The sequence below is a fragment of the Collinsella aerofaciens ATCC 25986 genome (assembly GCF_964259375.1).
GTDB classification, from domain to species: domain Bacteria; phylum Actinomycetota; class Coriobacteriia; order Coriobacteriales; family Coriobacteriaceae; genus Collinsella; species Collinsella aerofaciens_BO.
The window spans coordinates 58,107-80,795 of sequence record NZ_CAXVJM010000004.1 but is presented as its reverse complement, the minus strand read 5'-3'; the positions used below and the strand labels follow the sequence as shown (position 1 = coordinate 80,795).

Genomic DNA, 22,689 nt, shown 5'->3' with positions numbered 1-22,689 from the left:
CCCCTGACTATAAGACGCGATGCGTTAACAGCAGCGACTACTTGCGGTGAGCGCGGTAGAACTCAATGAGCGCCTGGGTCGAAGCGTCCTGCTCGGCCTTGGCGGCGTCATCGTGGAAGGCAGGGGTGATCTGCTTGGCAAGCTGCTTACCCAGCTCAACGCCCCACTGGTCATAGGAGTCGATGCCCCAGACCGTGCCCTCGACAAACGTGATGTGCTCGTACAGGGCGATGAGCTCGCCGAGCGCGAACGGGGTCAGCGTGTCACCGAAGATCGAGGTCGTCGGACGGTTGCCCTCAAAGCAGCGGGCCGGGACGATCTGCTCGGGCGTGCCCTCGGCGCGTACCTCATCGGCCGTCTTACCAAAGGCGAGCGCCTTGGTCTGGGCCAGGAAGTTGCCCAGGAACAGCTCGTGGACATCCCGGCCGCTGTCGGTTGCGGGGTTAGCAGTGTTGGCGAAGGCGATAAAGTCGGCCGGAACCACCACAGTGCCCTGGTGCAGCAGCTGATAGAAGGCATGCTGGCCGTTGGTGCCGGGCTCACCCCAGAAGATCTCACCGGTATCGGAGGTCACAGCGCTGCCGTCCCAGCGGACGTGCTTGCCGTTGGACTCCATGGTGAGCTGCTGCAGGTAGGCCGGGAAGCGGTGCAGATACTGGCAGTACGGAAGCACGGCGTGGCTCTTGGAGCCGAAGAAGTTGACGTACCAGACGTTGAGCAGGCCCATCAGCGCGACGGCGTTGCTCTCGAGCGGCGTGTTGCAGAAGTACTCGTCGATGGCATGGAAGCCCTCGAGGAACCGTTGGAAGCGCTCGGGGCCGAACACGACGATCAGCGACAGGCCCACGGCGGAGTCGACGGAGTAGCGGCCGCCGACCCAGCTCCAGAAGCCGAAGGCGTTGGCGGGGTCGATACCGAAGGCCTCGACCTTCTCGAGTGCGGTGGAAACGGCGACGAAGTGCTTTGCCACGGCCTCGGCGTTCTGCTCCTCGGAGCCGTCGATGGCACCCTGAGCCTTGAGCTGCTCGAGCATCCAGGTCTTGACCTCGCGAGCGTTGGTGAGGGTCTCGAGCGTGGTGAAGGTCTTGGAGACGATGATCACGAGCGTGGTCTCGGGGTCCAGACCGCGGAGCTTCTCGGCCTGGTCGTTGGGGTCGATGTTGGAGATATAGCGGCAGTCGATACCGGCGTCGGCATAGGGGCGCAGAGCCTCGTAAGCCATGACCGGGCCCAGATCGGAGCCACCGATGCCGATGGACACCAGGTGCTCGATCTTCTTACCAGTTACGCCCTTCCACTCACCGGAGCGCACGCGCTCAGCGAAGGCATACATGCGGTCGAGGACCTCGTGCACGTCGGCGACGACATCCTGGCCGTCAACGATGAGCTGGCCTTTCTCGCTTGCCGGACGGCGAAGTGCGGTGTGCAGAACAGCGCGGTCCTCGGTGGTGTTGATGTGCTCGCCGGAGAACATGGCGTCGCGGCGCTCCTCGAGCTTCACCTCGCGGGCAAGATCGCACAGCAGCTTGACGGTCTCATCGGTCACCAGGTTCTTGGACAGATCGAAGTGCAGGTCGCCGGCGTCAAAGCTCAACTTATTCACGCGGTCGGCGTCAGCAGCGAACCAGGCCTTGAGGTCGATGCCCTCGGCCTCGAGCTTCTCCTGATGGGCCTCGAGCGCCTTCCAAGCGGCGGTCGACGTAGCGTCGATAGGTGCGGCAACAGTTGCCATAAAGTCCTCCTCAGCATACGGGCGCATTCCTCCATGCGCCCGGATAATCAGATGCCCCTATTCTAACGCAGGTCAAGACCGTAATCAGCGAGCGTTGCCAATCGGCCCCCGAACGGCGACCGACCAAAAAAGGGCAGGTTTATTTTGGCAGGTCAAACGCTTTACCTACCATAATTTACCTGCCCCTTCCTGGTGAGCCATTATGCCGCGGCGCATACGCTGCCGAGCAGCTCGCGCAAGGGAGAGCCGATGCCCTCCAACAGCTCGGGTGCGATAATGGCAAAAACGGGAACCTCGCCGGCACCCACAACGGCGGGCACTTTTCCCTCGGAGACGATACATCCGTAGGGAACAAAGCCGTCCTCGCCGGCATCGAGCACGGCCATGCGACGAGCAAGTTCGCGCACAAAGCTCGCCGTATCGGCATCGCCGATCGCCAGGACAAAATCCACGCCCTCATCGGTCGCCAGGGCTACGGCCTCATCGACCAAATCGTCTCCCCCGTCGCCCCCGACCAAGCCGCAACGAAAGAGTATGCGTTCGAGCAGGGTGCGATCGAGCGAGCCCAGCGCCGCCGAAACAAGCTCATCACGCGTGTGCTTGTCGCCTCCCAGCACGACCAGTGCCTTGGTGCCGCCATAGTGGGCAACCAATCGTCCGCACCAGCGAGCCACATCCCCATCCGCAACCAAGCGCGTCGGCATACCAAACCCATAGTTGACCATTGTCCCCACAACCCTTCCGTGCTTTATGGTGGTATCGATCGTTAGGCTCATGCTACGAAGCGAGCTTTTCCGAGCTGTTTCGCGCTCTTTAGGGCTGCGTTAAAATCAGATTCGATCCGACATGGCGTCCAGTTGCGACAATTAGGCGGTCAAAATCCAAGGGCCAAGACGCACGAACAGGATGAGCCAGACAAAAGACAGGCAAAACCCGCCCAGCACATCCGAAACGTAGTGCACGCCCAGATAGACACGGCTGACTCCCACCGCAAGGATGACGCACGCAAGTGCAACCTCGATGGCGGCGCCGAACGGAAGGCCACACACGCCACACCGCACCAACCATATGCCATAGCCATAAAACGCCATGGCCGCCATCGAGTGGCCCGAGGGGAAGCTCAGCCCCGGTGCCTCGACAAGCCGAAATCCCTGTGGACGAGGTCGACGCACAAGTACCTTTAACAGCTGGTCGATTGCGCTGATAGCACCGACATTGAAGGCGGCCCAGACAACATGGGCCCAATTGGGCGCCCACAGCATCGCCGCGGCTAGCACACCGACGACAAACGGCAGCGACGCCAAACTCGAGGCGGCTTTCATCGCGGCCGTCAACACCGGCGACCGAAGCCTCTCGACAAGCAGCAAGTATCCCACCTCATCGATTCTTATAGCCCGTCCTTTGAGGACCTTGATCAGCAGGTAAACAAAGATCGCAAGGCACAGCACGAACAGTATCAAAAGTGCAAGATCACCCATACCTATGGTCATCCATACCCCCTCAGCGTATTTAACACATTAAGGCTACCGACCCACCGTAAGCACTCGGTAAACCGACCAAAAAAACCTGTCCCTTTTTGGTAGGTTTTGACGGTGTCCGGTCGAGCGGGTATTATCGAACAGGTATTCGATAAGAACATGTGTTTGATGAAAGGGCACAGATGGCGCACGAGCAGCACACCTACATCTGTATCGACCTCAAGACGTTTTATGCCAGCGTCGAGTGCGTCGATCGTGGGCTCGATCCGCTCACCACCAACCTGGTCGTTGCCGACGAATCGCGCGGACGCACGACCATCTGTCTCGCTATCACGCAGGCCATGAAGGACCTAGGGATTCACAATCGCTGTCGCCTGTTCGAAATACCCGATGGCATCGACTACATCAAGGCCGTACCGCGCATGCAGCACTACATGGAGGTGTCGGCGCAGATCTACGGTATCTACCTGAAATACGTCAGCCCCCAGGACGTGCACGTCTACTCCATCGATGAGTGCTTTATCGACGTGACGCCCTATCTGGACCTCTATCACACAGATGCGGAAGGGTTCGCCTGCACGCTGCGCAACGAGGTCCTCGCGCGCACCGGCATCACGGCGACGGTCGGCATCGGCCCCAACCTATTCCAGGCCAAGGTTGCACTCGATATTACCGCCAAGCACGTGCCCAGCCGTATCGGCATACTCGACGACGAGACCTTTCGCAAGGAGATCTGGCCCCATCGCCCCATCACCGACATCTGGGGCATCGGCCCCGGCGTGGCGGCCCGTCTCGAGAAATACGGCGTCTACGACCTAATGGGCGTCGCCGCACTCGACGAGAACCTGCTCTACGACGAGCTCGGCGTCAATGCCGAATATCTTATCGACCACGCCTTCGGGCGTGAGCCGACAACCATCGCCGATATCCAAGCTTATCGCCCACAAGCGACCTCGACCACCACGGGGCAGGTGCTCTCGAAGGGCTATGCCTACGAGCAGGCCTACACCGTCTTGCGCGAAATGGTCGATGCCGCCGTGCTGGATTTGATCGACAAGCACGTGGTGTGCAACAGCATCTCGCTCTTTGTGGGCTATGCAAGCGAGCACGCCGACATACGCCGCCTCGATGCCAGCGGTACAGCGCAATATGTGGACGGATGCGGACACCTACGCTCGAGCACGTCGAGCATCGAACCCACCGTAACCGCCGGCCCCGAGCTCGCGCCCCGTGCACCCAAGCCCGTCCAGCGCGATGACGAACGGCGTCGCCTGGTGCGCGAAGCGCAGGCAATCGATGGCATCTTTGTGGGAGAGCATGGCGGCAAACCGCGCGGTGGCTATGCCGCACTCTTTGCGCACTCTAACGCCTCGCGAAAGCTGCCCGAGCGTACCAATTCGTTTAAGAAGATCATGGGCTATTTCGATGAGCTCTGGGCGCAGACTGTCGATCCCAAACGACCGGTCAAGCGCATCAACCTGGGATTTGGCAACCTCATGCCCGAGGAATTTGCCACCATCGATCTGTTCAGCGATATCGAGGCCGATGAGCGCGAGCGCGACCTGGCGCGCGCCGTCCTGGCCGTGAAAGGCAAGTACGGCAAGAACGCGCTCGTCAAGGGATTAAGCTTTACCGCCGGCGCCACCGCGCGCGAACGCAACGAACAAGTTGGAGGACACCGTGCCTAAACCCAAACAACAGCCCGTGCGCCCGCCGACCGCCTTCGAGCGCCTGGCGGACCCCGAGGGCAGACGCCGCGCCGCCGACCCCAACCTCACTGCCAACGGTGCCGTGCGCGCCAACCGCGCCGCACAGTTTATGCCCTTTGCCGCCCTCACGGGATACTACGAACTCGTGCGCAAGCAGGAAATCACCGTCGAGCCAAAACGTGAGCTCACGGAAGAAAAAGCCCTCGTGCTTTCTAAAAAACTCGAGGGTCTCAAACGTGGCGACTTGGTTCGTGTCACCTATTACGATACATACGGCTATCGCAGCCGCACCGGCATTCTCGACGAAGTACTCCCCGCGTTCAAGCTGCTCAAGCTCCGAGACATCGCCATCGACTTCGACGACATCCAAGACATCGAACTGCGCGGACGAGCCTAGCCAAGGAAGCGCATCCAGAGCGACGCTTACAGCGTCATGACGTAGTAGCCCGCGTCTTTCACGGCCGTCTCGAGGACATCACGATCCACCGGCTGCTTAGAGCGCACGCGTGCCGTGTGGTCCGCATACGTCACCGTTGCCCACACGCCGTCCAGCGCATTGAGGGCATTGGCCACGTTCTGAGCGCAGCCGTCACAGCTCATACCGCCGATGAGCAGCTCATCGCTATAGGGATAGTGTGACGCATCGGTATCCACCACAACAACCTTTTTGGCCTTCTTGCCGCTCGCACCATCGCTGCAACAACTCTTCCCGTGTGTCGAAGCGGCAATGCGACGCAGTCCAAAAAACATGCCGACGGCAATGACGGCCAGCACGATGAGATTCGCAGGGCTGAGCAAGTCACTCATGCGTTCCCCTTTCAAGTAGCCCTATCTAGATACCCCCATGGGGTGTCCCCATCTTAACCCAAAATCATGTCTGTTCGGTCAATTAGTTTCCCTCTTCAAACTTTTTTGTTGACCATGGCTTACTTTCGTGTATAAGTTTTCCTAGGCTAACAACTGAGGACCCGAAAGGGGCATCGTGACTCGAACCATTGACATCCCAACATACCAAACGGCTGTCGTGCGCAACTGCTCCCCTACGCTCGCAGGTATCAAGCCGGCTTCGCTCTTTACCTATCCCGGCGTTTACGCCAACCAAAACGGAAAACCCAGCGCCGCCCATATCGAAGAGCGACGCTCTCGCCTGCTCGCCGTCATAGCCCAATGCAACTGCGAGCTCCAGCCACTCGGGATCCATATGAGCGTTTTGGTCTGGCGCCCCTGCGGAGCGCTCATCTATGTGTACCGCCCTGCAGACCTCATGCGATACCTCTCCGACCCCCGCGCCACGACGGCGCTTGCCGCCGAAGGTTACGATGTCCACAACCTGCCCGCATCGCTGGTGCATCTCGCCGCGCGCATCACGCTGGCAAGCAGCAATGCCGCAGAAAGCGCCTATGACGGCAGCGTCTGCGCACTCGCGCGAAATAGGCACTGCGATACGGGGTGCATGTGCGAGTTTCCACACGAAATTGGCTATTTTTTGGGCTATCCCTACGAAGATGTCCATCAGTTTATCGTCCAGCGCGGCGAGAACTACAAGGTCTTTGGGGCCTGGAAGGTCTACGCAAATGTCGAGCAGGCGCTTGCGACGTTTGATGCCTACCGTGCCTGCACGCAATACCTTACCTACATCTATCAACAGGGCTGCACCCTGGGACAACTTGTCCAGGCAACCCGATAGAACATACAAACCGCGGCCGCACGCCGCACAACCGAAAGGAAAACATATGAGCAAGATCGCCGTCGTCTATTGGAGCGGCACGGGCAACACCGAGGCCATGGCAAACTTCGTTGCCGAGGGCGCAACCGGTGCCAGTGCCGAGGCAGAGGTCATCTCCTGTGCCGACTTCTCCGCAGACAAGGCCGCCGGCTATGACGCCATTGCCTTCGGCTGCCCCGCCATGGGTTCCGAGGAGCTTGAGTATGACGAGTTCCAGCCGATGTGGGACGAGGTCAAGGAGACCCTCGGCGATAAGAAGGTCGTCCTCTTTGGCTCCTACTCGTGGGCCGAGGGCGAGTGGATGGACAACTGGAAGGCCGATGCCGACGAGGCGGGCGTCAACGTCGTCGATTCCGTCATTTGCTACGATGCGCCCGACGACGAAGGCGAAGCGGCCTGCAAGGCCCTGGGAGCGGAGCTGGCCTAACGAAGCCGTCAGAAAGTCGCAAGGCAACTGACAGCCGAGTACCGCACAACAACAGTCGCTCATGCCCAAACAAAAACGGGGACCGGATATTCACATCCGGTCCCCGTTTGTTATATCGATAACCTCGACGCGCCGCTACGAGATGTTGCCCAAGAACGCCTTGGTGCGCTCGCTCTTGGGGTGGTCGAAGACCTCGCTCGGCGTACCCTCTTCCACGATAACGCCGCCGTCCATAAAGACGACGCGGTCGGCAACGTCGCGGGCAAAGCCCATCTCGTGCGTCACGACGATCATGGTCATGCCGTCGCGTGCCAGGTCGCGCATGACCCCCAACACGTCGCGGACAAGCTCGGGATCGAGCGCCGACGTGGCCTCGTCAAAAAGCATGACGTGAGGATTCATCGACAGGGCGCGGGCGATGGCCACGCGCTGCTGCTGGCCGCCCGAAAGCTGGCTCGGCATAAAATCGATGCGCTCGGCAAGACCGACCTTGGTCAGCTCCTCGACGGCGATCTTCTCGGCCTCTTCCTTGCTGCGCTTGAGCACCTTCTGCTGCGCGAGCATGACGTTCTTTTTGACTGAGAGGTGCGGGAACAAATTGAACTGCTGGAACACCATACCCAGATGCGTGCGCACCTTGTTAAGGTCGACGCCCTTGGCGCACACGTCCACACCCTCAACGACAATCGAGCCACTCGTGGGATGCTCCAGACGATTGATGCAGCGAAGCATCGTCGACTTGCCCGAGCCCGAAGGACCCAGAACTACGACGACCTCGCCCTTATGCACATCCAGATCGATATCGCGCAGGACCACGTTATCGCCAAAGGCCTTCTGGAGGTTCTTGATGCTGACGACGACCTCGTTCGAGTTATTGGCTTCGCTCATGATAGGACCTCCTTACAGACCGGCGATGTGATCGGCGGGCGTCGCGACGACCTGTCCGGCACTCTTGGTGGGACGCTTCTTTTTGGTTTCGGCCGTACCCAGCAGCCTCGCCTCAAGACCGCTCACCAAGCGCGCAAGCGGCAGGGTGATGACCAGGTAGAACAGGGCGGCAACCACATACGGCGTGATGGAGCCCGTCGTGGCCACGATGGTGCGGGCGTTCATGACGATCTCGACCACGCCCACGGCCGCGAGCAGCGACGTATCCTTGTAAAGCAGGATGAACTCACTAGTCAGCGTAGGCAGGACATTGCGGAACGTCTGCGGAATCATAACGTAGAGCAGCGTCTGGAAGGCATTCATGCCCAGCGAGCGAGCAGCCTCGTTCTGGCCCTTGGGGATCGACTGAATACCGGCGCGGAAGATCTCGCACAGGTAGGCGGACGAGTTCATGGCCATGACGATGACGCCCAGCACATAGTCGTCCACCTTGACGCCGGCAAGCGGCAGGCCAAAGAACGCGATGTAGATCTGCAGGAACGCCGGCGTACCGCGGATGATATTCACATAGATGCCGGCAAGACAACGAAGGATACGCGACTTGGAAATGCGCATGAGCGACAGCGCAAAGCCAAAGGGAATGGCCAACGGAAATGCCACGAGCACGATCGAGAGCGACATAAGGAAGCCCTTAAAGACGATCGGCAGGCTCTGAACCAAAATGACCGGGTTCAGGAACAGGCGCAGGAACATGTTGGAATTCCACGCCTCGACCCACGGCTGCTCCTTAAGATCGGCCAGGAAGTTATCGAATGCCGTCACGCCCTTGATCTCGACGGAAGGAATCTTGGAAATCTTCTTGGTCGAACCGTCGGCGAGCGTATAGGTGCCGCTAAAGGCCTCTTCGCCGCCCTCGACGGGAAACGTCACGCCGTAGACCTCGACACGGAAAAAGCCGCCGGCAGGCGCCGTCTCGCCAAAGTCGATCTTGAGCGTCTGGCCGTCAGCCTTGCACGTGGGCTTCATGGGCGTACGATCCATGAGGTCCTCGCCCGAGAGCATCGTCAATCGCGTGTCATCGGTACCAAACGTCGTGCCGTCGACAAACGTCAGCGAAAGACCGCTCAGTTCCTCGTCGGCATCGGCCTGAACTTCCCAGGTGATGCGCGTCTCGGTACCGCCGACTACAGCGCTACCCGAACCGGTATTGGGTCGGGCGGTAATCTTTGCGGTCTCAAGCGCCTGGGCGGTCGTGGGCGTATATGCCCCCGCACACACCAGCGCGAGCGCCACGGCCATGACGCAGGCTAGCTTTTGGAGCAAGGCGGGCAGTGGAAAACGCTGCTCCGCGGCCCCTTTGTTCAGTCGAGACAAGGTGGCTCCTATCGTAGAAGTTGCCGGCAAAACGAGACGGAAATGCTCTCCGTCAAGAGAAGCGCAAAGGCCCTCTCCGCCAAAACGGAAAGGGCCTGCGCACAATCAAGTAGCTATTTTACTTGATGTTGTACTTAGCCATGAGGGCGTCGACGGTACCGTCGTCGGTCAGGTCCTTGATGGCCTGGTTGATGTCGTCCTTGAGCTTGGTGTTGCCCTGGTTGATGGCGATGGCGTACTCCTCGCCGGTGCTGATCTGCTTGATGGTCTGGCAGGTGTTGAACTGCTCGGCGGTCAGCTGGCTGGCAACGGAGCGGTTGGTGACTACGGCGTCGCCCTTATCGGACTGCAGGGCACTGAAGCACTCGGTAGCGTCCTTGTAGGGGACGATCTTGGCCTTGGGGAAGTTCTCCTGAGCAAAGGCCTCGGCGGTCGAACCGGACTGGACGATGATGGTAGCGTCGGCGCTGTTGAGCTTCTCGCTGTAGTTGTCGGCCGTGATGTCGGTGTTATCGACCTTGGTCACGATGGCCTGATCGTCCATGTAGTAGGAGTCGGAGAAAGTGACTTCCTTCTCACGCTCGGGCGTGTCGGTAATAGCCGCGATGGAAACGTCGTACTTGGCGCCCGAAGCAACGCCCGGAACCAGCGTGTCAAAGTCATTGTTGACGTACTCGACATCCAGGCCCAGCTTGTCGCCAATAGCCTTGATGAGCTCAAGGTCAAAGCCCTGATAATCGCCGTTGTCATCCTTGTACTCAAACGGAGCGTACTCGGCAGAGGTGCCGACGGTCAGCGTACCGTCCTTGACGAGCGCGTACTCCTTGGAGCCGTCGACCTTCTCGACCTTAGCGTCGTCAGAGCTGCTGGAACCGGCATCAGAACCAGAGGTGGCGTTGGACGAGCCGCAGCCCGTCAGTGCGAGGGCGAGCGCCATGGCGCCCGTGGCGGCAAATGCGCCAAGCTTCTTGAGCTTCATAATCAGTCTCCTTCCGGTGACCCCGTTTGATTCAGAGGTCTGCAAAAACTGTTGGATATTATGCACCCGTAAGTGCGAATCTGCAATTAGAAAACTGATTGAAACAAACCCATAACGTGAATGGAACACTCCACTTTGTGACAGTCATTACTGCTGCAACGACCTTAACAGTTTGATTTCAGCTGCATAACCTGCAAGTTCGTTCGGTGTCTCCAAAATGAATGGCAATACGCGCAAGCGGCTATTCGATACAATATTCTGCATAACCTGCATACCGCCGCCAAACTCTTCACTACCCAGATAACCCTTACCGATGCACTCGTGGCGGTCCTTATGGGCGCCGCAGGGGTTCTTGGAGTCATTGATATGCACGGCGCGCAGGCGCTCGATACCCACCACACGATCGAATTCGTCGAGCACACCATCAAGATCGTGGACGATGTCATAACCGGCGTCATTCACATGGCAGGTGTCCAGGCAAACGCCCAACTTGGCCGACAGCTCTGGACGCCTGGCAGCAGCACCCTCGATAATGCGCGCCAGCTCTTCAAAGCTACGGCCCACCTCGGTACCCTTTCCCGCCATGGTCTCGAGCAGCACCGTCGTCTGCTGCCCCTCAAACATCACCTGACACAAGGTGTCGACGATCATCTGAATGCCAGCATCAGTCCCCTGCCCCACATGTGCGCCGGGGTGGAAGTTGTAGTAGTTGCCGGGCAGCGCTTCCATGCGCCGCAGGTCCTCCGCCATGGCCTCCAGGGCAAACTCGCGCGCCCGCTCTTTGGCCGAGCAGGGGTTATAGGTATACGGGGCATGAGCCACGAGCGGGCCAAAGTCATTTTGCTCCATAAGCTCGCGCAGGGCCGCCACGTCATCCATGTCAAGATCTTTCGCCTTGCCGCCGCGCGGGTTGCGCGTAAAGAATGCAAAGGTATTGGCGCCAATGGATAGCGCCGTCTCTCCCATTGCTCGATAGCCCTTCGTCGTCGAAAGATGGCACCCAATCGTCAGCATCTCCAGCTCCCCCTCATCAGTTGCGGTGAAATAGTTCCTGTTTGGCCCCTATTCTGCCGCAAACAGGAACTATTCCACCGCAACTTATAAAAGGGGCATCAGAGATGCAGGCCACCAAGCACTACGGCTACGGGCGCCGGCGTCATGATCCCCTATGCGTCAGCGCCAAGTCCTAGGGGGCTAGACGGATTGCATCGATTATGCGCGCGCAGCGCTGTGTGGCGGCAAGGGGCATGACGGGACTCTCGAGTTTCCCCGCCCGGATGAGCTGGGTCGCATGCTGGATTTCGCCGTAGAAATCATCGACCTCAAACGGAGCATTTATTTCGAGCGTTCGCCCGTCGGAATACTTCACATGGGCGAGCTCGGGGCGATGGAGACGGTCGATTTCCAACGAGCCCCGCTCGCAGGCAATCGTTAAGCGGCTTTCATATGCTGCTTTGCCGTCGCACACCATATGAATGGGTATACCGCCGACACTCATATGGATCTCGTCGGCCCAATCGACGCGGCCGCCCGATCCGTCACGCCAGCGAACTTCACGAGACGAAACATCGCACGCACCCGCAAGTAGATCCTCAAACCACCCGACCGCATAGCAGCCCATGTCATATAGACAGCCACCCTGCAACGGGTCGAGCAGATAACTCGAAGGGGGCTCACCATAATCGAGTTTTTGCACGCTTTCAATCGAGACGATACGGCCGAGCTCGCCCGACGCAAGCAAGTCCTTCACGCGAGTGCGCATCGGGCAAAACCGATTTTTCATCGCCTCCATAAACAGCACGCCGCACTCACGGGAAACCGAGGCGATCACATAGGCCTCTTCTTCATTCAAAACGGCCGGCTTTTCGCACAGCACGGCCTTTCCGGCGCGCAGCGCGCGACAGGCCCAACGCGCATGCATGCCATGCGGAAGAGCCAAGTAGATTACGTCGACATCGGGGTCGGCAATCAACGCATCATAAGCCGCATCGCCGCTATCGTCAGCCGTGGCATAACTGTGCGCGGCATCAATCGAAAACGCCCTGCAAAACTCCTCAACATGCGAAGGAGTGCGACCGGCGGCAGCCACAAGCCGTGCCCCGTCCACCTCCTTGAGCGACGATGCGAATCGATGCGAAATGCGCCCAGCGCCCAAAACGCCCCAACGAACCTCACGCAAATCATCACATGAATCCCGATGGCCCACGACAGCCCCCTTCAGTTGCGGTGGAATAGTTCCTGTTTGGCCCCTATTCTGCCGCAAACAGGAACTATTCCACCGCAAGTTATAAAAGGGGCATCAGGAGCGCGTTTTGCAAAAGGCTTTAAGTGCGGCCGTTACGGGGCCAGGCTGGAAACGTCGGCGCACATCGTCGAGACGCTCGGGAATATCGATGTGCTGCGGGCAGTGACGCGCGCATTTGCCGCACTTGACGCAGTTGCTCACCAGCTTGGGCTCGTTCGTCCGCACCGCGCTCGCCGTAAAGTATTGAGACAGCCCCGTAAACCAACTATGCGCATAGCTCGCGTTGTAGGCGCCAAAGCAGCCGGGAATATTGATACCCTTGGGGCACGGCATGCAGTAGCCGCACCCCGTACAGGGCACGCGATTCGATTTCTCAAACTCTCCCAGCACACGTGCGATGGTATCGAGCTGCTCTGTCGTCATCGAATCCGGCAGTGCACGATCAGCCAGCGCCGCGTTCTCATCCACCTGCGCGGTATCGGTCATGCCCGAAAGCAGCATCGTGACTTGAGGATGGTTCCACACCCACGAAAGGCCCCAAGCAGCCGGCGTCTTCAGATACGGATCGCGTACGTCATCGAACACGGCGCGGGCCCGCGGAGGTAGTTTGCCCGCCAGGCGTCCACCCAAAAGCGGCTCCATCACAAACACCGCGAGCCCGCGCTCGGCGGCTGCCATGAGTCCCGCCGTTCCCGCTTGGTAGTGCTCTCCAGCGTAGTTATACTGGATCTGGCAAAAGTCCCAGTCATACGCGTCAAGCATCGTGAAGAAGTCCGCCGCACTGCCGTGGTACGAAAAACCTATCTGGCGAATACGCCCCGCAGCCTTTTGGCGCGCAATCCAATCCTCGATACCCAGCGCCACCACGCGTTCCCACTGGGCGGGCGAGGTGATGTTGTGCATGAGGTAGTAGTCGATATGGTCAGTCCGCAGGCGGCGCAGCTGCTCATCAAAGAAACGGTCGAAATCCTCCGCGCACTTGCACGAGGCGTGCGGCAGCTTGGTCGCGAGCAAAACCTGGTCGCGCAGGCCCAAGCGTTCAAGCGAAGCGCCCACGCATGCCTCGTTGCCGGGATAAAGGTACGCCGTGTCCAGGTAATTTATCCCCTGCTCCACGGCGCGGGAAATGATAGCATCAGCTGTCTTCGCATCGGGGCGTCCCGGCGCGCCGGAAAACCTCATGCACCCCAGCCCCAACGCCGAGATACGGTTACCGCCTTTGGGGTCAACGCGATACTGCACGGCCCCTCCTCTCCCATCGAAGCCCTGACAAGGCGAAACAAACCCGTCACGCCACCGAAACACATCAGAATCGCAATCGAGAACGTATCGTAACGTAGCAGAAATCGAGCCGTCACGACACCGCTTTAACATCAGCAAAAAGCCCGATGAAAGGAGGCGAGCGTGACCACGCGCGAGGACGCCTACCCCTACCCCGGTGAACAATACATCCTCTCGGTCGACCGTTATCAGATCGAGGTCATGGACCATCTGGACGAGCTTCCCGCCACAGGCGCTGTCATCTTCTGCACCTTCCCCAAGGTGCGCGATGGCGTTGGATATCCCGCACGCGTTTTCGCGGTCTGCCCTGCGGCATAAGCGCACAGCGCAACAGTTTCTTTTTCTTAACAGCAGCCCCGCGCGCTCACCAAACGTCCCGGCGACATACAATCCATCAGGCGCCCCTTACGCGGGCGCCTTATATATGGGGAGATGATTCACGTGCAGATCAACAAGGTCGCCTTTATCGGCAAGGGCGGCGTCGGCCTGCTCTACGGGAGCATGATTGCCAAGGCCCTCGGCAATGACGCCGTCGAATACGTTATGGATGACGCCCGTTTTGAGCGTCACGCGGGCGACGCGCTCACCGTCAACGGCAAGCCCTGTGCGCTAAAATCCGTCCGCGTCAGCGAGGCAACGCCCGCCGATCTGGTCATTCTTACGGTCAAGACGACGGGACTCAACCAAGCGCTCAAGACTATGGAGCGCGTCGTGGGACCCAACACGCTCATCGCCTCGCTGTGCAACGGCATTACGAGCGAGCAAAAGACTGCCGAGCGCTTTGGCTGGAAGCACACCGTCCTGGGTATCTGCCAGGGCATGGACGCCGTATTCCTCGACGGCGCGCTCACCTTTACCAATGCGGGCGAGATTCGCTTTGGCGCGGCAGCGGGCACCGAGCCTGCAACCGTTACCGCCATCGACGAGCTCTACACGCGCTGCGGCATCGCCCATACCGTCGAGAGCGACATTGCGCACCGCATGTGGGCCAAACTCATGCTCAACGATGGCATCAACCAGACGTGCATGGCCTACGGCGGGACCTACGGAAGCGCCACGGAGCCGGGCTCCGAGCAGCGTCGCTGTTTTGTTTCCGCCATGCGCGAAACGCTTGCGGTCGCCAACGCCGAGGGCATTGAGCTGACCGAGGCAGACCTGACGCAGATGGTGCATCTCATCGAGGGAATCGACCCCGCCGGTATGCCCTCGATGGCTCAAGACCGCGTCGCAAGGCGCAAAACCGAGGTTGATGAGTTCGCGGGCACCATCTGCCGCCTCGCAGCCAAACACAATATCCAGGCGCCGCAAAACGAGTGGCTCTATCAGCGCATCCGCGATATCGAGAAAAGCTGGTAGCGCCAACGTGCCGCATTCAACAGCCTTAACAGCAAAGCCGCCGCAAGGGAACCTTTCCCCTGCGGCGGCTTTTATCTTCGTCTATGACCGGCAGCCAATCTCACAACAGTTAGCGTTGCGGCTCCGGCACCTCGTCCTCGTCATCGCGGCAAAGAACCACGCCCGCGCTTCCCAGCAGTGCGGTTGCGATCAGCGCGCCAACCACGATGGGAGTAGCCCCGCATGACCCCTGCATGCCCGCAATGAGCGCGGCCGTAGGACCAAGGCAACCAAGCACCAATGCGACGGCGGCAACGGCAATATCTCGAGCATTCACAAGACCACTTCCTCCACGAGAAAGACCTTATTTCTCATGAACTAGTGTGCCCCGCGCCCATATGCGCGGCGTACTGCCACGGTAAGCGCTCTGTTAGCTCAAGCATACACAAAAAACGGGCGCCCTTACATTGCCCAAAGGCTCGGTGAAGACGCCCGTCCATCATGTGCAATCGATGCCGGCAGATTACCAACCGGCGTAGCAATCGGTAGTTCCGGCTGCGTAACACGAACTCGACCTGGCTAATGCGGCCCGCCGTACACAGTCAAGCCCCATCGCAGAGAGTCAGTTGCCACATTCAGGGTCAACGTAAATCTGCATGTTCGTTGTTCGCGCCCCAAATCCAAAAAACAGTAATCTATATAAAGCTAAGGAATCCAAGGGAAGCCGCGCAGGGTGACGGCTACGGCTTTCTTGTTTTTTCCTTCTGATTCTTTGGGGGAGTTTGCCCATCGTTCGATAACTGCTTCAAGCTCCTCGCCAAGTCTAAATAGCTCGTCAGAATTCAGATGAAGGACGGTGTCGAAGCCAAGCTCAGCCCCGTGCCAGCAATCATCATAGTCATCAAACTTGTCGAGATATCGTGAATAGGCGGCAAAATAAGACTGGCTCGAGGCCCTTCGAACAGCAAGCAGATCGGTAACTTCCGCTCCATCATCAAATTCTTCAAGCGGACCTAAAGGCAGGGGGGTAATGGTCCACCAGCTTTGACGTTTATCGCCTTTGCCTTCGCACTTCGTTATAAGCCCCGCGGCGCTCAACCTCTTAAGGTGATAACTCACGCTTCCCGGAGCAAGCCCAATCTTATCGCTAATCATTCCAACATTACATGGGCCAATATTGCGCAATACTGCAAGGATTCTCATTCGCTCAGAGTTTGCATAAACCCTCAAAGTGGAAGAATCAGTCGCCCTGTTGATACGATCCACCATTTCTACCTCCAATCATCATTCTCCCATAGAAAAAGAAAAGATTTGTTGTAGATTTCTACAACAGTCGTTGTACAATTCTATTTCGAAAGGAGTCTCGCACATGCACATCAATTCACTAAGCGAGTACAACGAGCTCGCCAAGGCATACGACATATTTAAACGGGACGATAATTATCCCGCCTTCTTCTCCCTCCTAAAAAGGGAGTTTATCGATGTCTGCAAGCTGGGCAGGGATGTACATTCACTCGAAGTTGGCTGCGGTACGGGGACGTTCACACATCTCTTCAATGAAGCCGGATTTAACATTGATGGAGTCGACCTTTCTCCAAACATGATTTCTGTAGCACAAAATAAATACCCGGATTTGCGCTTTGCCGTAGCAGATATTTCGAAAGACCCTCTCAATACTAGCGAATACGGTTTATGCGTAGCTCTCGATGATGTTTTGAACTGCTTGCCCGACGAGATTTCTCTAAGGTCTGCAATTATCAATATCGCATCAAGCCTTACTGCGGGCGGTTACTTTCTCTTTGATCTAGTTTCACTTAGCTCTTTCAAAAATTACATGGGCTCAGTCGATTTTCGCAAATATGAAGACGCTTGCGTTCTTTCCTATCCCCTATCCTCGTTATATAACACAGGTCGAGACCCCTTCGTCTTAGGCTTCTCAATCCTGACCTTTGACGGTCGTGCGGCCACCTGGAACAAAAATGACTACACAGCAACCGAGCGCTTCTACCCAAAGGAAGACGTTGAGGCGATTCTTCTCAAAGCGGGGCTATCCATCGCCGCAAAGCGCGATCTCGTTCAGGGCGAACTTGTCGCCCCGGATTCAACAAGCGCTTCTTGCATACAGAAACACCTTTACTTGTGTAGAAAGGAAGCAACAAATGACGATCGAAGAGCAGGCCAAAAAGCTTGATGCGTCTGAAATTATCAAGAACATCTAGCGCAATGGGGCGGCATGCCGAAACGGCATGCCGCCCCATAATCGAAAGGGGAAAAGATGGAGAATATCAGACTAAAATCTGGCGTAGATTTCTTTATTTCTGCTCATTCAAAATCACTGATAATTAGCCCCACATTCGGAACATCCACATTTCAGATAAATGAGCCTTATGATTTAGCGTGGCAAATGCTGAAAACGCTTTCAGAACCAATATCAGTAGCGAATCTAAAGAAACAATTCAGATCTGATGATCCAAATTCATTCGACGTATTCCTTAGCTTTCTTGTAGAGAAAGGGCTAATCACCAGCCAAAGTAACGACTCACAGCTGAATAATCACGACGCGATTAAATACAAACGGCAAATGGCCTATTTCGAGCAATCTGAGACCTTTTCAGAAGAATCCTCTAGATGTCAAAAAGGGTTAGCCACAAAAAGCATTGCAATCATAGGTTGTGGGGGCGCTGGAGCGCCGATAGCGGAGCTGTTGGCGGCTTCAGGTATTGGGACAATTGAATTAATAGACGGCGACACAGTCGAATTAAGCAACCTTGGACGACAGATAGCCTATGACGAACAAGATGTAGGGCAACCAAAGACCACATGCCTTTCAAAAAGGCTCAAGCGCATCAATCCCGATATAGCAGTCAAAACGACCGAGCGCTTCGTTACAGAAGAAAATATATGCGGGGTCCTATCCGAAAATGACTTCACGGTAGTCGCTGCAGATTGGCCAATGCCCGATTTACTCTATTGGGTTGATAAAGTTTCCTTCAAAAATCAAACATGCTATGCCTGCATCAGCAACTCTCTTCCGACAATACGTGTCGGGCCCATTTTCGACCCAAGCAAATCTCTTTGCTATCAAAAATACGAAAATGCGTTAGAACAGAAATGGCCAGAGGTTAAAGAATACGAAAGAGTTGCGAATTCATTCGAATACAACAAATCGGCAACGCCCTGGGCCTGCTATTCCGCAGCATCAATTCTTGTTGGCCAGATTATCCAGAAACTACTAACGGGACATTCCACTTTAGATGGAAAGACATTCCTGCTGAATCTTGAAACTTTAGTTGCCCGCAAGGGAATTGAAATATGAAATCGAGCTATTCCACCTTTCTATCATCCGTTGCGATAGGCCAAATCTGTGATGCTCTTTTACTAACCTACTTGTCTATTTGGGCACTGGCGCTTTCAAATGACGCTTTAGCCCCATCACTCGTTCTCTCGGTTTCATCGATTGCCCGCTCACTTCTATTCCTCCCTGCGGGGAGAATATGCGACAACCATCCCCCTAAAATAATATTTACAACGATTTCGCTAATTCGACTTCTTGCGTTTTTTGGTTATTTCGCAGTAACCGTATTATTTCAACAGAACTTAATAAGTATCCTAATAGCCTCGGCAGTTTTAGGAGGTATAGAGGCTCATTATGCGACTTCATCCCAAGCTGTGGTCATTCAATCCTCCGCCCACCAAGGCATTGCAAACCTTCAAAGGCGCTATTTAACGGCCCAAAAAGCCGCTGCCGTAGGCTCCGCCCTTCTTCTTGGATTGCTTTCAGGGTCAACGGCCAAGCATGTTATGGCCTTACTATCGGCCCTCGCGCTGTTGTCCACTAGCCTCCTCTGGATTAGCCCGATTCTCAAGTTAAGCCCCGAAACGTCTCAGAAAAAGGTCGAATCGGAACCAAAAACTATAGTCGAAACCGTTAAAGCGGTCATGAGCAGCAGAAGCGCCCGTTTGATGTTGCTGTTTATTCTAATTGCCGAAACAGCGACGTCATCTATTCAAGGGCCGGGCTACATATCCTTGTGCGCACAGAATAAGTGGGGGGATGCAATACTGAGCAACCTGCTTCTTGCTTTTTCAATCGGAACAACAGCTGGATCGGCAGCAACGCGTTTATATAAAAAAGGCCCATTGACGTTACGGATACCGTTGCTAGTTCTTGTAATATCTTTTTGCGCGATAGCGTTCTTTTCATTATGGCAAATAGCGATCATCTTATCGTTGCTTTCAGGCATTTGTTGCGGATTGATCTCAACGCAACTTATAACTGAATACCTGAGAAACACGAAAGAACTAAATCGGCCGGGCACGATAACCTCAGTTCTCAACCTCGCCGCTTTCGGTGCCGTTTCCATAGGAGCTTTACTGTTTGGATTTATTGCCAACATAGCAGGCCTGGGAATCGCCTTTGGATTTTTCAGCGCATCTTTACTTTTGGTAGCGTTGCTCATGTGAGCAGCGAAAGAACGGAAACGCAATTGGCTCGAATCGTAATCTTTCGAAGACCCCTTCAAGCATAACTATGACAAAAGCATCAGACATATTTCGGACAGGTCGGAAGCAGATCGCTACGTCTCAGCAGCGCCCTCTTCATTGCCACGGCAGGAATGAAGCCCGACGCCAGAGAGGATGACAATCGCAAAGGCCACAAAGCCAGCGACCATCGCCGTCGCGGCGAAGCTCAGACGCACCTGCGCCTCGACAACCAAGACCACCGCCGACTCCAGACCGCCCACCAAAAAGGGGAATGCCGCAATCAAGACATCCTTCATCTTCACGAACGCATCTGCATCCATACCGGGCTCCTTGCCCGCGGGTACGGACGTGAGATGTTTGACGCCTGCGTCGCAAACGCCAGCACTCCGTTAACTCAAGCACGCACAAAAACGGACGCCCTTACGTTGCCCGAAAGCTCGGCAAAGGCGCCCGTCTGTCATGTCCTATTGGCTTATGACAGATTACCAACCGGTATAGTAGTCGGTGGTTCCGGCAGCGCAGCCGGAGTCATAGACCTTGCACTCGCCCTTGGATCCGGTAAACGTGGAGCCCTGAGCCTTATCGCCCGCGGCCACGACGTAGTAACCATCGGAATCGCGCCAAAAGCCCTCGGAATCCTGGGTCCACTCGCCCGTGCGGTGGTGATACAACACGTTGCTGCTGTAATAAGTCTCGCGGCGGCCGTTATAGTTATTGACGCCGCTCGAGCGCGTCAGGCCCGAGCCGTTCGCGTAATACGCAGCAGACGCGTAAGACGAGCCGGAGCCGGCGTTGTAATACGAAGCCTGAACGGCCTCAGCGGCCTCGGCTTCGGCTGTGGCAGCCTCGAGCGCCTCGCGCTTGGCATCCTCGAGCGTAGAGCGAAGCTCGTCGAGCTCGGTCGACTTGGCGTCGACCTCCCCCATCGTCAACAGGCTACTCGCGCCGTCGATGCAGCCCTGCAACACAGCGCGCTCGTCATCGGTAGCATAGTCGCCATACATATTCATAATGATCTGAGCGCGCATCTCCAGGGAATCGCGCTTCGCCCCCATCGAGGCGTTCCACTCCTGCATAGAGCCATAACCGTCACCGCGGTAGTCGACGGGCTGCACCAGCGTCGCCTCGGACGGCGTAGATCCGACCGTATCGGATAGTGTTGCCGCGTGGGCATCAGTTGCGCCGACGCCCGCCAAAAGTGCCACGGTCAGAGCGGCGGAAAGGGCGGCGGCTTTCGGTTTTCGTGAATCGATCCTCATGTAGCTGGAAACCTCCGTAGTGTGTTTTTGCTGCGTTTGAGCGGCGTGTGATTCGATCGCGCTGCATAGTACCCCGAGCAAATCGAGACCTGCGGTTTTACTCAAAAGGCGCACGTCAATTGCGTAAAACTCACATCCTCTTAACAGGAGTTTTCCACAACTCGAATGCATAAAGCGTGCCAAAAACCCTGTTTTTGCACCCTCTCTATGCAAAAAGGCACCTGTGCAACCATTGTTCGCACAGGCGCCTTGAGCAGGCATTTTATGCAGCTATACCTATCGAGTCGCAAGGGGTCCTTGCACAAGTCGCCTTACTCGTCCAGCGCGGCGAAGGCCTGCTTCAGATCCCAAATGATATCCTCGGCGTTCTCGGTACCGATGGAAAGACGGATCGTGGAGGGCGTGATGTTCTGCTCGGCGAGCTCCTCGGCAGAGAGCTGGGAGTGCGTGGTGGTAGCCGGGTGCACGACGAGCGACTTGACGTCGGCCACGTTGGCGAGCAGCGAGAACACCTGCAGATGATCGATGAACTTCCAAGCTGCCTCCTGGCCACCCTTAATCTCGAAGGTAAAAATCGAGGCACCGCCACGGGGGAAGTACTTCTGATAGAGCTCGTGATCGGGGTGCTCAGGCAGGCTCGGGTGGTTCACCTTGGCGACGTGGCTGTCACCAGCCAGGAACTCAACGACCTTCTTGGTGTTCTCGACATGACGGTCAACGCGCAGCGACAGGGTCTCGGTGCCCTGGAGCAGGACCCAGGCGTTGAACGGGCTGATGCAGGCGCCCTCGTCACGCAGCAGGATAGCGCGGACATAGGTTGCGAAGGCGGCGGGACCGGCAGCCTCGGCAAACGAAATACCGTGGTAGGAGGGGTTGGGCTCAGCGATCTGGGCGTACTTTCCGCTCGCCTTCCAATCGAAGTTACCGCCGTCGACGATCACACCGCCCAGCGAGGTGCCGTGGCCGCCGATGAACTTGGTTGCGGAGTGGACGACGATGTTGGCACCATGCTCCAGCGGACGGAACAGATACGGGGTGCCGAAGGTGTTATCGACGACAACCGGCAGACCGTGCTTCTTGGCGATCTCGGAGATGGCGTCGATGTTGGGGATGTCGGAGTTGGGGTTGCCGAGTGTCTCGAGATAGATGACCGTGGTGTTGTCCCTGATGGCACCCTCAACCTCTTCAAGGTTATGGGCATCGACAAACGTGGTCTCGACGCCAAACTGGGAGAGCGTATGCTCCAGCAGGTTGTAGGAGCCACCGTAGATGGTCTTCTGAGCCACCACGTGGTCACCGGCCTGGGCAAGAGCCTGCAGGGTATAGGTGATGGCAGCAGCACCGGAGGCGACGGCAAGACCTGCCACGCCACCCTCGAGGGCGGCAATACGGCCCTCGAAGACGCCCTGGGTGGAGTTGGTCAGACGGCCGTAGATGTTACCGGCGTCGGCAAGACCAAAGCGGTCGGCGGCGTGCTGGGAGTTGCGGAACACATAGCTCGTGGTCTGGTAGATAGGCACGGCGCGGGAGTCGGATGCAGGATCGGCGCTCTCCTGGCCAACGTGCAGCTGCAGGGTATCGAAACCAAAGGTGTGCTCGGGGTTGTTGATAAACTGGCTCATGATGATCTCCTTGATCGAACAAAAGTAAATAAAAAGAGAGAAGTAAGTCGCTGTCTCCTGATCACGCCAACGGGCGCAAACAGGAGCCCGGCATTCGTCTTGGTAAGCAATTCATATGCGGGCCTCCTTTCGCATCCCGGTTCCGTGGT

Annotated in this window: 24 protein-coding genes; 9 read left to right on the top strand and 15 right to left on the bottom strand. The window is 57.1% G+C overall.

Annotated features, from left to right (window positions below; genetic code table 11):
- Positions 1-37: 37 nt before the first annotated feature.
- The 3 genes from pgi to ACEXKH_RS02790 form a co-directional block, all read right to left on the bottom strand.
- Entirely contained in the window at positions 38-1,732 is a 1,695-nt protein-coding gene (gene pgi / locus ACEXKH_RS02800) for a glucose-6-phosphate isomerase (RefSeq protein WP_373572994.1), read from the bottom strand.
- Positions 1,733-1,932: 200 nt separating this feature from the next.
- Positions 1,933-2,436, bottom strand: a complete 504-nt coding sequence (locus ACEXKH_RS02795) for an iron-containing alcohol dehydrogenase (RefSeq protein WP_373572993.1) — start codon at positions 2,434-2,436, stop codon at positions 1,933-1,935.
- A 162-nt stretch (positions 2,437-2,598) separates the two neighbouring features.
- Complete coding sequence (locus ACEXKH_RS02790; protein ID WP_195521232.1) at positions 2,599-3,210, bottom strand: phosphatase PAP2 family protein; 612 nt, start codon at positions 3,208-3,210, stop codon at positions 2,599-2,601.
- A 182-nt stretch (positions 3,211-3,392) separates the two neighbouring features.
- Between ACEXKH_RS02790 and ACEXKH_RS02785 the strand changes: the two genes are divergently transcribed.
- Together ACEXKH_RS02785 and ACEXKH_RS02780 are read left to right on the top strand one after the other, a co-directional pair.
- Entirely contained in the window at positions 3,393-4,898 is a 1,506-nt protein-coding gene (locus tag ACEXKH_RS02785; RefSeq protein ID WP_373572992.1) for a Y-family DNA polymerase, read from the top strand.
- On the top strand, positions 4,891-5,316 hold the full coding sequence (locus ACEXKH_RS02780) for a hypothetical protein (RefSeq protein ID WP_373572991.1): 426 nt from the start codon (positions 4,891-4,893) through the stop codon (positions 5,314-5,316). Before ACEXKH_RS02785 ends, ACEXKH_RS02780 begins: the two co-directional genes overlap by 8 nt.
- 26 nt (positions 5,317-5,342) lie before the next feature.
- Here the strand turns inward: ACEXKH_RS02780 and ACEXKH_RS02775 are convergent, their stop codons facing one another.
- Entirely contained in the window at positions 5,343-5,726 is a 384-nt protein-coding gene (locus tag ACEXKH_RS02775) for a heavy-metal-associated domain-containing protein (RefSeq protein ID WP_138112100.1), read from the bottom strand.
- A gap of 175 nt (positions 5,727-5,901) precedes the next feature.
- On the opposite strand from ACEXKH_RS02775, the gene ACEXKH_RS02770 reads away from it, so the two are divergent.
- Positions 5,902-6,606 carry a DUF3793 family protein gene (locus tag ACEXKH_RS02770; RefSeq protein WP_373572990.1) on the top strand — a complete coding sequence of 235 codons (705 nt, stop codon included), beginning with the start codon at positions 5,902-5,904 and terminating at the stop codon, positions 6,604-6,606.
- A 46-nt stretch (positions 6,607-6,652) separates the two neighbouring features.
- The gene (locus tag ACEXKH_RS02765; RefSeq protein ID WP_373572989.1) at positions 6,653-7,072 is read left to right on the top strand and encodes a flavodoxin; all 420 of its coding nucleotides are present in this window, start codon (positions 6,653-6,655) and stop codon (positions 7,070-7,072) included.
- A gap of 135 nt (positions 7,073-7,207) precedes the next feature.
- Here ACEXKH_RS02765 and ACEXKH_RS02760 read toward each other — a convergent pair whose 3' ends face one another.
- From ACEXKH_RS02760 to ACEXKH_RS02735, 6 genes are all read right to left on the bottom strand, one after another.
- The gene (locus tag ACEXKH_RS02760; protein WP_373572988.1) at positions 7,208-7,960 is read right to left on the bottom strand and encodes an amino acid ABC transporter ATP-binding protein; all 753 of its coding nucleotides are present in this window, start codon (positions 7,958-7,960) and stop codon (positions 7,208-7,210) included.
- A gap of 12 nt (positions 7,961-7,972) precedes the next feature.
- On the bottom strand, positions 7,973-9,334 hold the full coding sequence (locus tag ACEXKH_RS02755; protein WP_373572987.1) for an ABC transporter permease subunit: 1,362 nt from the start codon (positions 9,332-9,334) through the stop codon (positions 7,973-7,975).
- A 118-nt stretch (positions 9,335-9,452) separates the two neighbouring features.
- Positions 9,453-10,313 carry an ABC transporter substrate-binding protein gene (locus ACEXKH_RS02750; protein WP_373572986.1) on the bottom strand — a complete coding sequence of 287 codons (861 nt, stop codon included), beginning with the start codon at positions 10,311-10,313 and terminating at the stop codon, positions 9,453-9,455.
- A 147-nt stretch (positions 10,314-10,460) separates the two neighbouring features.
- Positions 10,461-11,327, bottom strand: a complete 867-nt coding sequence (locus ACEXKH_RS02745; RefSeq protein ID WP_373572985.1) for a deoxyribonuclease IV — start codon at positions 11,325-11,327, stop codon at positions 10,461-10,463.
- A gap of 172 nt (positions 11,328-11,499) precedes the next feature.
- Positions 11,500-12,519, bottom strand: a complete 1,020-nt coding sequence (locus tag ACEXKH_RS02740) for a Gfo/Idh/MocA family protein (RefSeq protein WP_373572984.1) — start codon at positions 12,517-12,519, stop codon at positions 11,500-11,502.
- Between the two features lie 93 nt (positions 12,520-12,612).
- Positions 12,613-13,800, bottom strand: coding sequence for an aldo/keto reductase (locus ACEXKH_RS02735; protein WP_373572983.1), 1,188 nt, complete (start codon positions 13,798-13,800; stop codon positions 12,613-12,615).
- Between the two features lie 162 nt (positions 13,801-13,962).
- On the opposite strand from ACEXKH_RS02735, the gene ACEXKH_RS02730 reads away from it, so the two are divergent.
- The gene (locus ACEXKH_RS02730; RefSeq protein ID WP_138374657.1) at positions 13,963-14,157 is read left to right on the top strand and encodes a hypothetical protein; all 195 of its coding nucleotides are present in this window, start codon (positions 13,963-13,965) and stop codon (positions 14,155-14,157) included.
- 114 nt (positions 14,158-14,271) lie between these two features.
- Entirely contained in the window at positions 14,272-15,195 is a 924-nt protein-coding gene (locus ACEXKH_RS02725) for a ketopantoate reductase family protein (RefSeq protein ID WP_373572982.1), read from the top strand.
- A 109-nt stretch (positions 15,196-15,304) separates the two neighbouring features.
- Here ACEXKH_RS02725 and ACEXKH_RS02720 read toward each other — a convergent pair whose 3' ends face one another.
- Positions 15,305-15,511 carry a hypothetical protein gene (locus ACEXKH_RS02720; RefSeq protein ID WP_373572981.1) on the bottom strand — a complete coding sequence of 69 codons (207 nt, stop codon included), beginning with the start codon at positions 15,509-15,511 and terminating at the stop codon, positions 15,305-15,307.
- A 368-nt stretch (positions 15,512-15,879) separates the two neighbouring features.
- Positions 15,880-16,443, bottom strand: coding sequence for an ArsR/SmtB family transcription factor (locus tag ACEXKH_RS02715; protein WP_373572980.1), 564 nt, complete (start codon positions 16,441-16,443; stop codon positions 15,880-15,882).
- Between the two features lie 100 nt (positions 16,444-16,543).
- Between ACEXKH_RS02715 and ACEXKH_RS02710 the strand changes: the two genes are divergently transcribed.
- The 3 genes from ACEXKH_RS02710 (at position 16,544) to ACEXKH_RS02700 (ending at position 19,638) form a co-directional block, all read left to right on the top strand.
- Positions 16,544-17,365, top strand: a complete 822-nt coding sequence (locus ACEXKH_RS02710) for a class I SAM-dependent DNA methyltransferase (RefSeq protein WP_349073662.1) — start codon at positions 16,544-16,546, stop codon at positions 17,363-17,365.
- 84 nt (positions 17,366-17,449) lie between these two features.
- Positions 17,450-18,490 carry a HesA/MoeB/ThiF family protein gene (locus tag ACEXKH_RS02705; protein ID WP_349073661.1) on the top strand — a complete coding sequence of 347 codons (1,041 nt, stop codon included), beginning with the start codon at positions 17,450-17,452 and terminating at the stop codon, positions 18,488-18,490.
- Positions 18,487-19,638: an MFS transporter gene (locus ACEXKH_RS02700; protein ID WP_349073660.1), complete on the top strand. Its 1,152-nt coding sequence runs from the start codon at positions 18,487-18,489 to the stop codon at positions 19,636-19,638. The genes ACEXKH_RS02705 and ACEXKH_RS02700 overlap by 4 nt, the downstream gene beginning before the upstream one ends.
- 113 nt (positions 19,639-19,751) lie before the next feature.
- Here the strand turns inward: ACEXKH_RS02700 and ACEXKH_RS02695 are convergent, their stop codons facing one another.
- The 3 genes from ACEXKH_RS02695 to ACEXKH_RS02685 form a co-directional block, all read right to left on the bottom strand.
- Positions 19,752-19,979 (bottom strand): hypothetical protein, encoded by a 228-nt coding sequence (locus ACEXKH_RS02695; protein WP_349073659.1) that lies wholly within the window; start codon positions 19,977-19,979, stop codon positions 19,752-19,754.
- Between the two features lie 162 nt (positions 19,980-20,141).
- A complete protein-coding gene (locus ACEXKH_RS02690) occupies positions 20,142-20,918 on the bottom strand; it encodes a hypothetical protein (protein ID WP_373572979.1) in 777 nt (258 codons plus the stop codon).
- Positions 20,919-21,229: 311 nt separating this feature from the next.
- Positions 21,230-22,540: an O-acetylhomoserine aminocarboxypropyltransferase/cysteine synthase family protein gene (locus ACEXKH_RS02685; protein ID WP_373572978.1), complete on the bottom strand. Its 1,311-nt coding sequence runs from the start codon at positions 22,538-22,540 to the stop codon at positions 21,230-21,232.
- Positions 22,541-22,689 lie beyond the last annotated feature (149 nt).

What these genes read in the sequence shown, in the direction of transcription:
- pgi (WP_373572994.1), bottom strand. Translation starts at nt 1,732, where the DNA reads ATGGCAACTGTTGCCGCACCTATCGACGCTACGTCGACCGCCGCTTGG.
- ACEXKH_RS02795 (WP_373572993.1), bottom strand. Translation starts at nt 2,436, where the DNA reads ATGCCGACGCGCTTGGTTGCGGATGGGGATGTGGCTCGCTGGTGCGGA.
- ACEXKH_RS02790 (WP_195521232.1), bottom strand. Translation starts at nt 3,210, where the DNA reads ATGGGTGATCTTGCACTTTTGATACTGTTCGTGCTGTGCCTTGCGATC.
- ACEXKH_RS02785 (WP_373572992.1), top strand. Translation starts at nt 3,393, where the DNA reads ATGGCGCACGAGCAGCACACCTACATCTGTATCGACCTCAAGACGTTT.
- ACEXKH_RS02775 (WP_138112100.1), bottom strand. Translation starts at nt 5,726, where the DNA reads ATGAGTGACTTGCTCAGCCCTGCGAATCTCATCGTGCTGGCCGTCATT.
- ACEXKH_RS02765 (WP_373572989.1), top strand. Translation starts at nt 6,653, where the DNA reads ATGAGCAAGATCGCCGTCGTCTATTGGAGCGGCACGGGCAACACCGAG.
- ACEXKH_RS02760 (WP_373572988.1), bottom strand. Translation starts at nt 7,960, where the DNA reads ATGAGCGAAGCCAATAACTCGAACGAGGTCGTCGTCAGCATCAAGAAC.
- ACEXKH_RS02750 (WP_373572986.1), bottom strand. Translation starts at nt 10,313, where the DNA reads ATGAAGCTCAAGAAGCTTGGCGCATTTGCCGCCACGGGCGCCATGGCG.
- ACEXKH_RS02745 (WP_373572985.1), bottom strand. Translation starts at nt 11,327, where the DNA reads ATGCTGACGATTGGGTGCCATCTTTCGACGACGAAGGGCTATCGAGCA.
- ACEXKH_RS02725 (WP_373572982.1), top strand. Translation starts at nt 14,272, where the DNA reads ATGATTCACGTGCAGATCAACAAGGTCGCCTTTATCGGCAAGGGCGGC.
- ACEXKH_RS02715 (WP_373572980.1), bottom strand. Translation starts at nt 16,443, where the DNA reads ATGGTGGATCGTATCAACAGGGCGACTGATTCTTCCACTTTGAGGGTT.
- ACEXKH_RS02710 (WP_349073662.1), top strand. Translation starts at nt 16,544, where the DNA reads ATGCACATCAATTCACTAAGCGAGTACAACGAGCTCGCCAAGGCATAC.
- ACEXKH_RS02705 (WP_349073661.1), top strand. Translation starts at nt 17,450, where the DNA reads ATGGAGAATATCAGACTAAAATCTGGCGTAGATTTCTTTATTTCTGCT.
- ACEXKH_RS02700 (WP_349073660.1), top strand. Translation starts at nt 18,487, where the DNA reads ATGAAATCGAGCTATTCCACCTTTCTATCATCCGTTGCGATAGGCCAA.
- ACEXKH_RS02695 (WP_349073659.1), bottom strand. Translation starts at nt 19,979, where the DNA reads ATGGATGCAGATGCGTTCGTGAAGATGAAGGATGTCTTGATTGCGGCA.
- ACEXKH_RS02690 (WP_373572979.1), bottom strand. Translation starts at nt 20,918, where the DNA reads ATGAGGATCGATTCACGAAAACCGAAAGCCGCCGCCCTTTCCGCCGCT.
- ACEXKH_RS02685 (WP_373572978.1), bottom strand. Translation starts at nt 22,540, where the DNA reads ATGAGCCAGTTTATCAACAACCCCGAGCACACCTTTGGTTTCGATACC.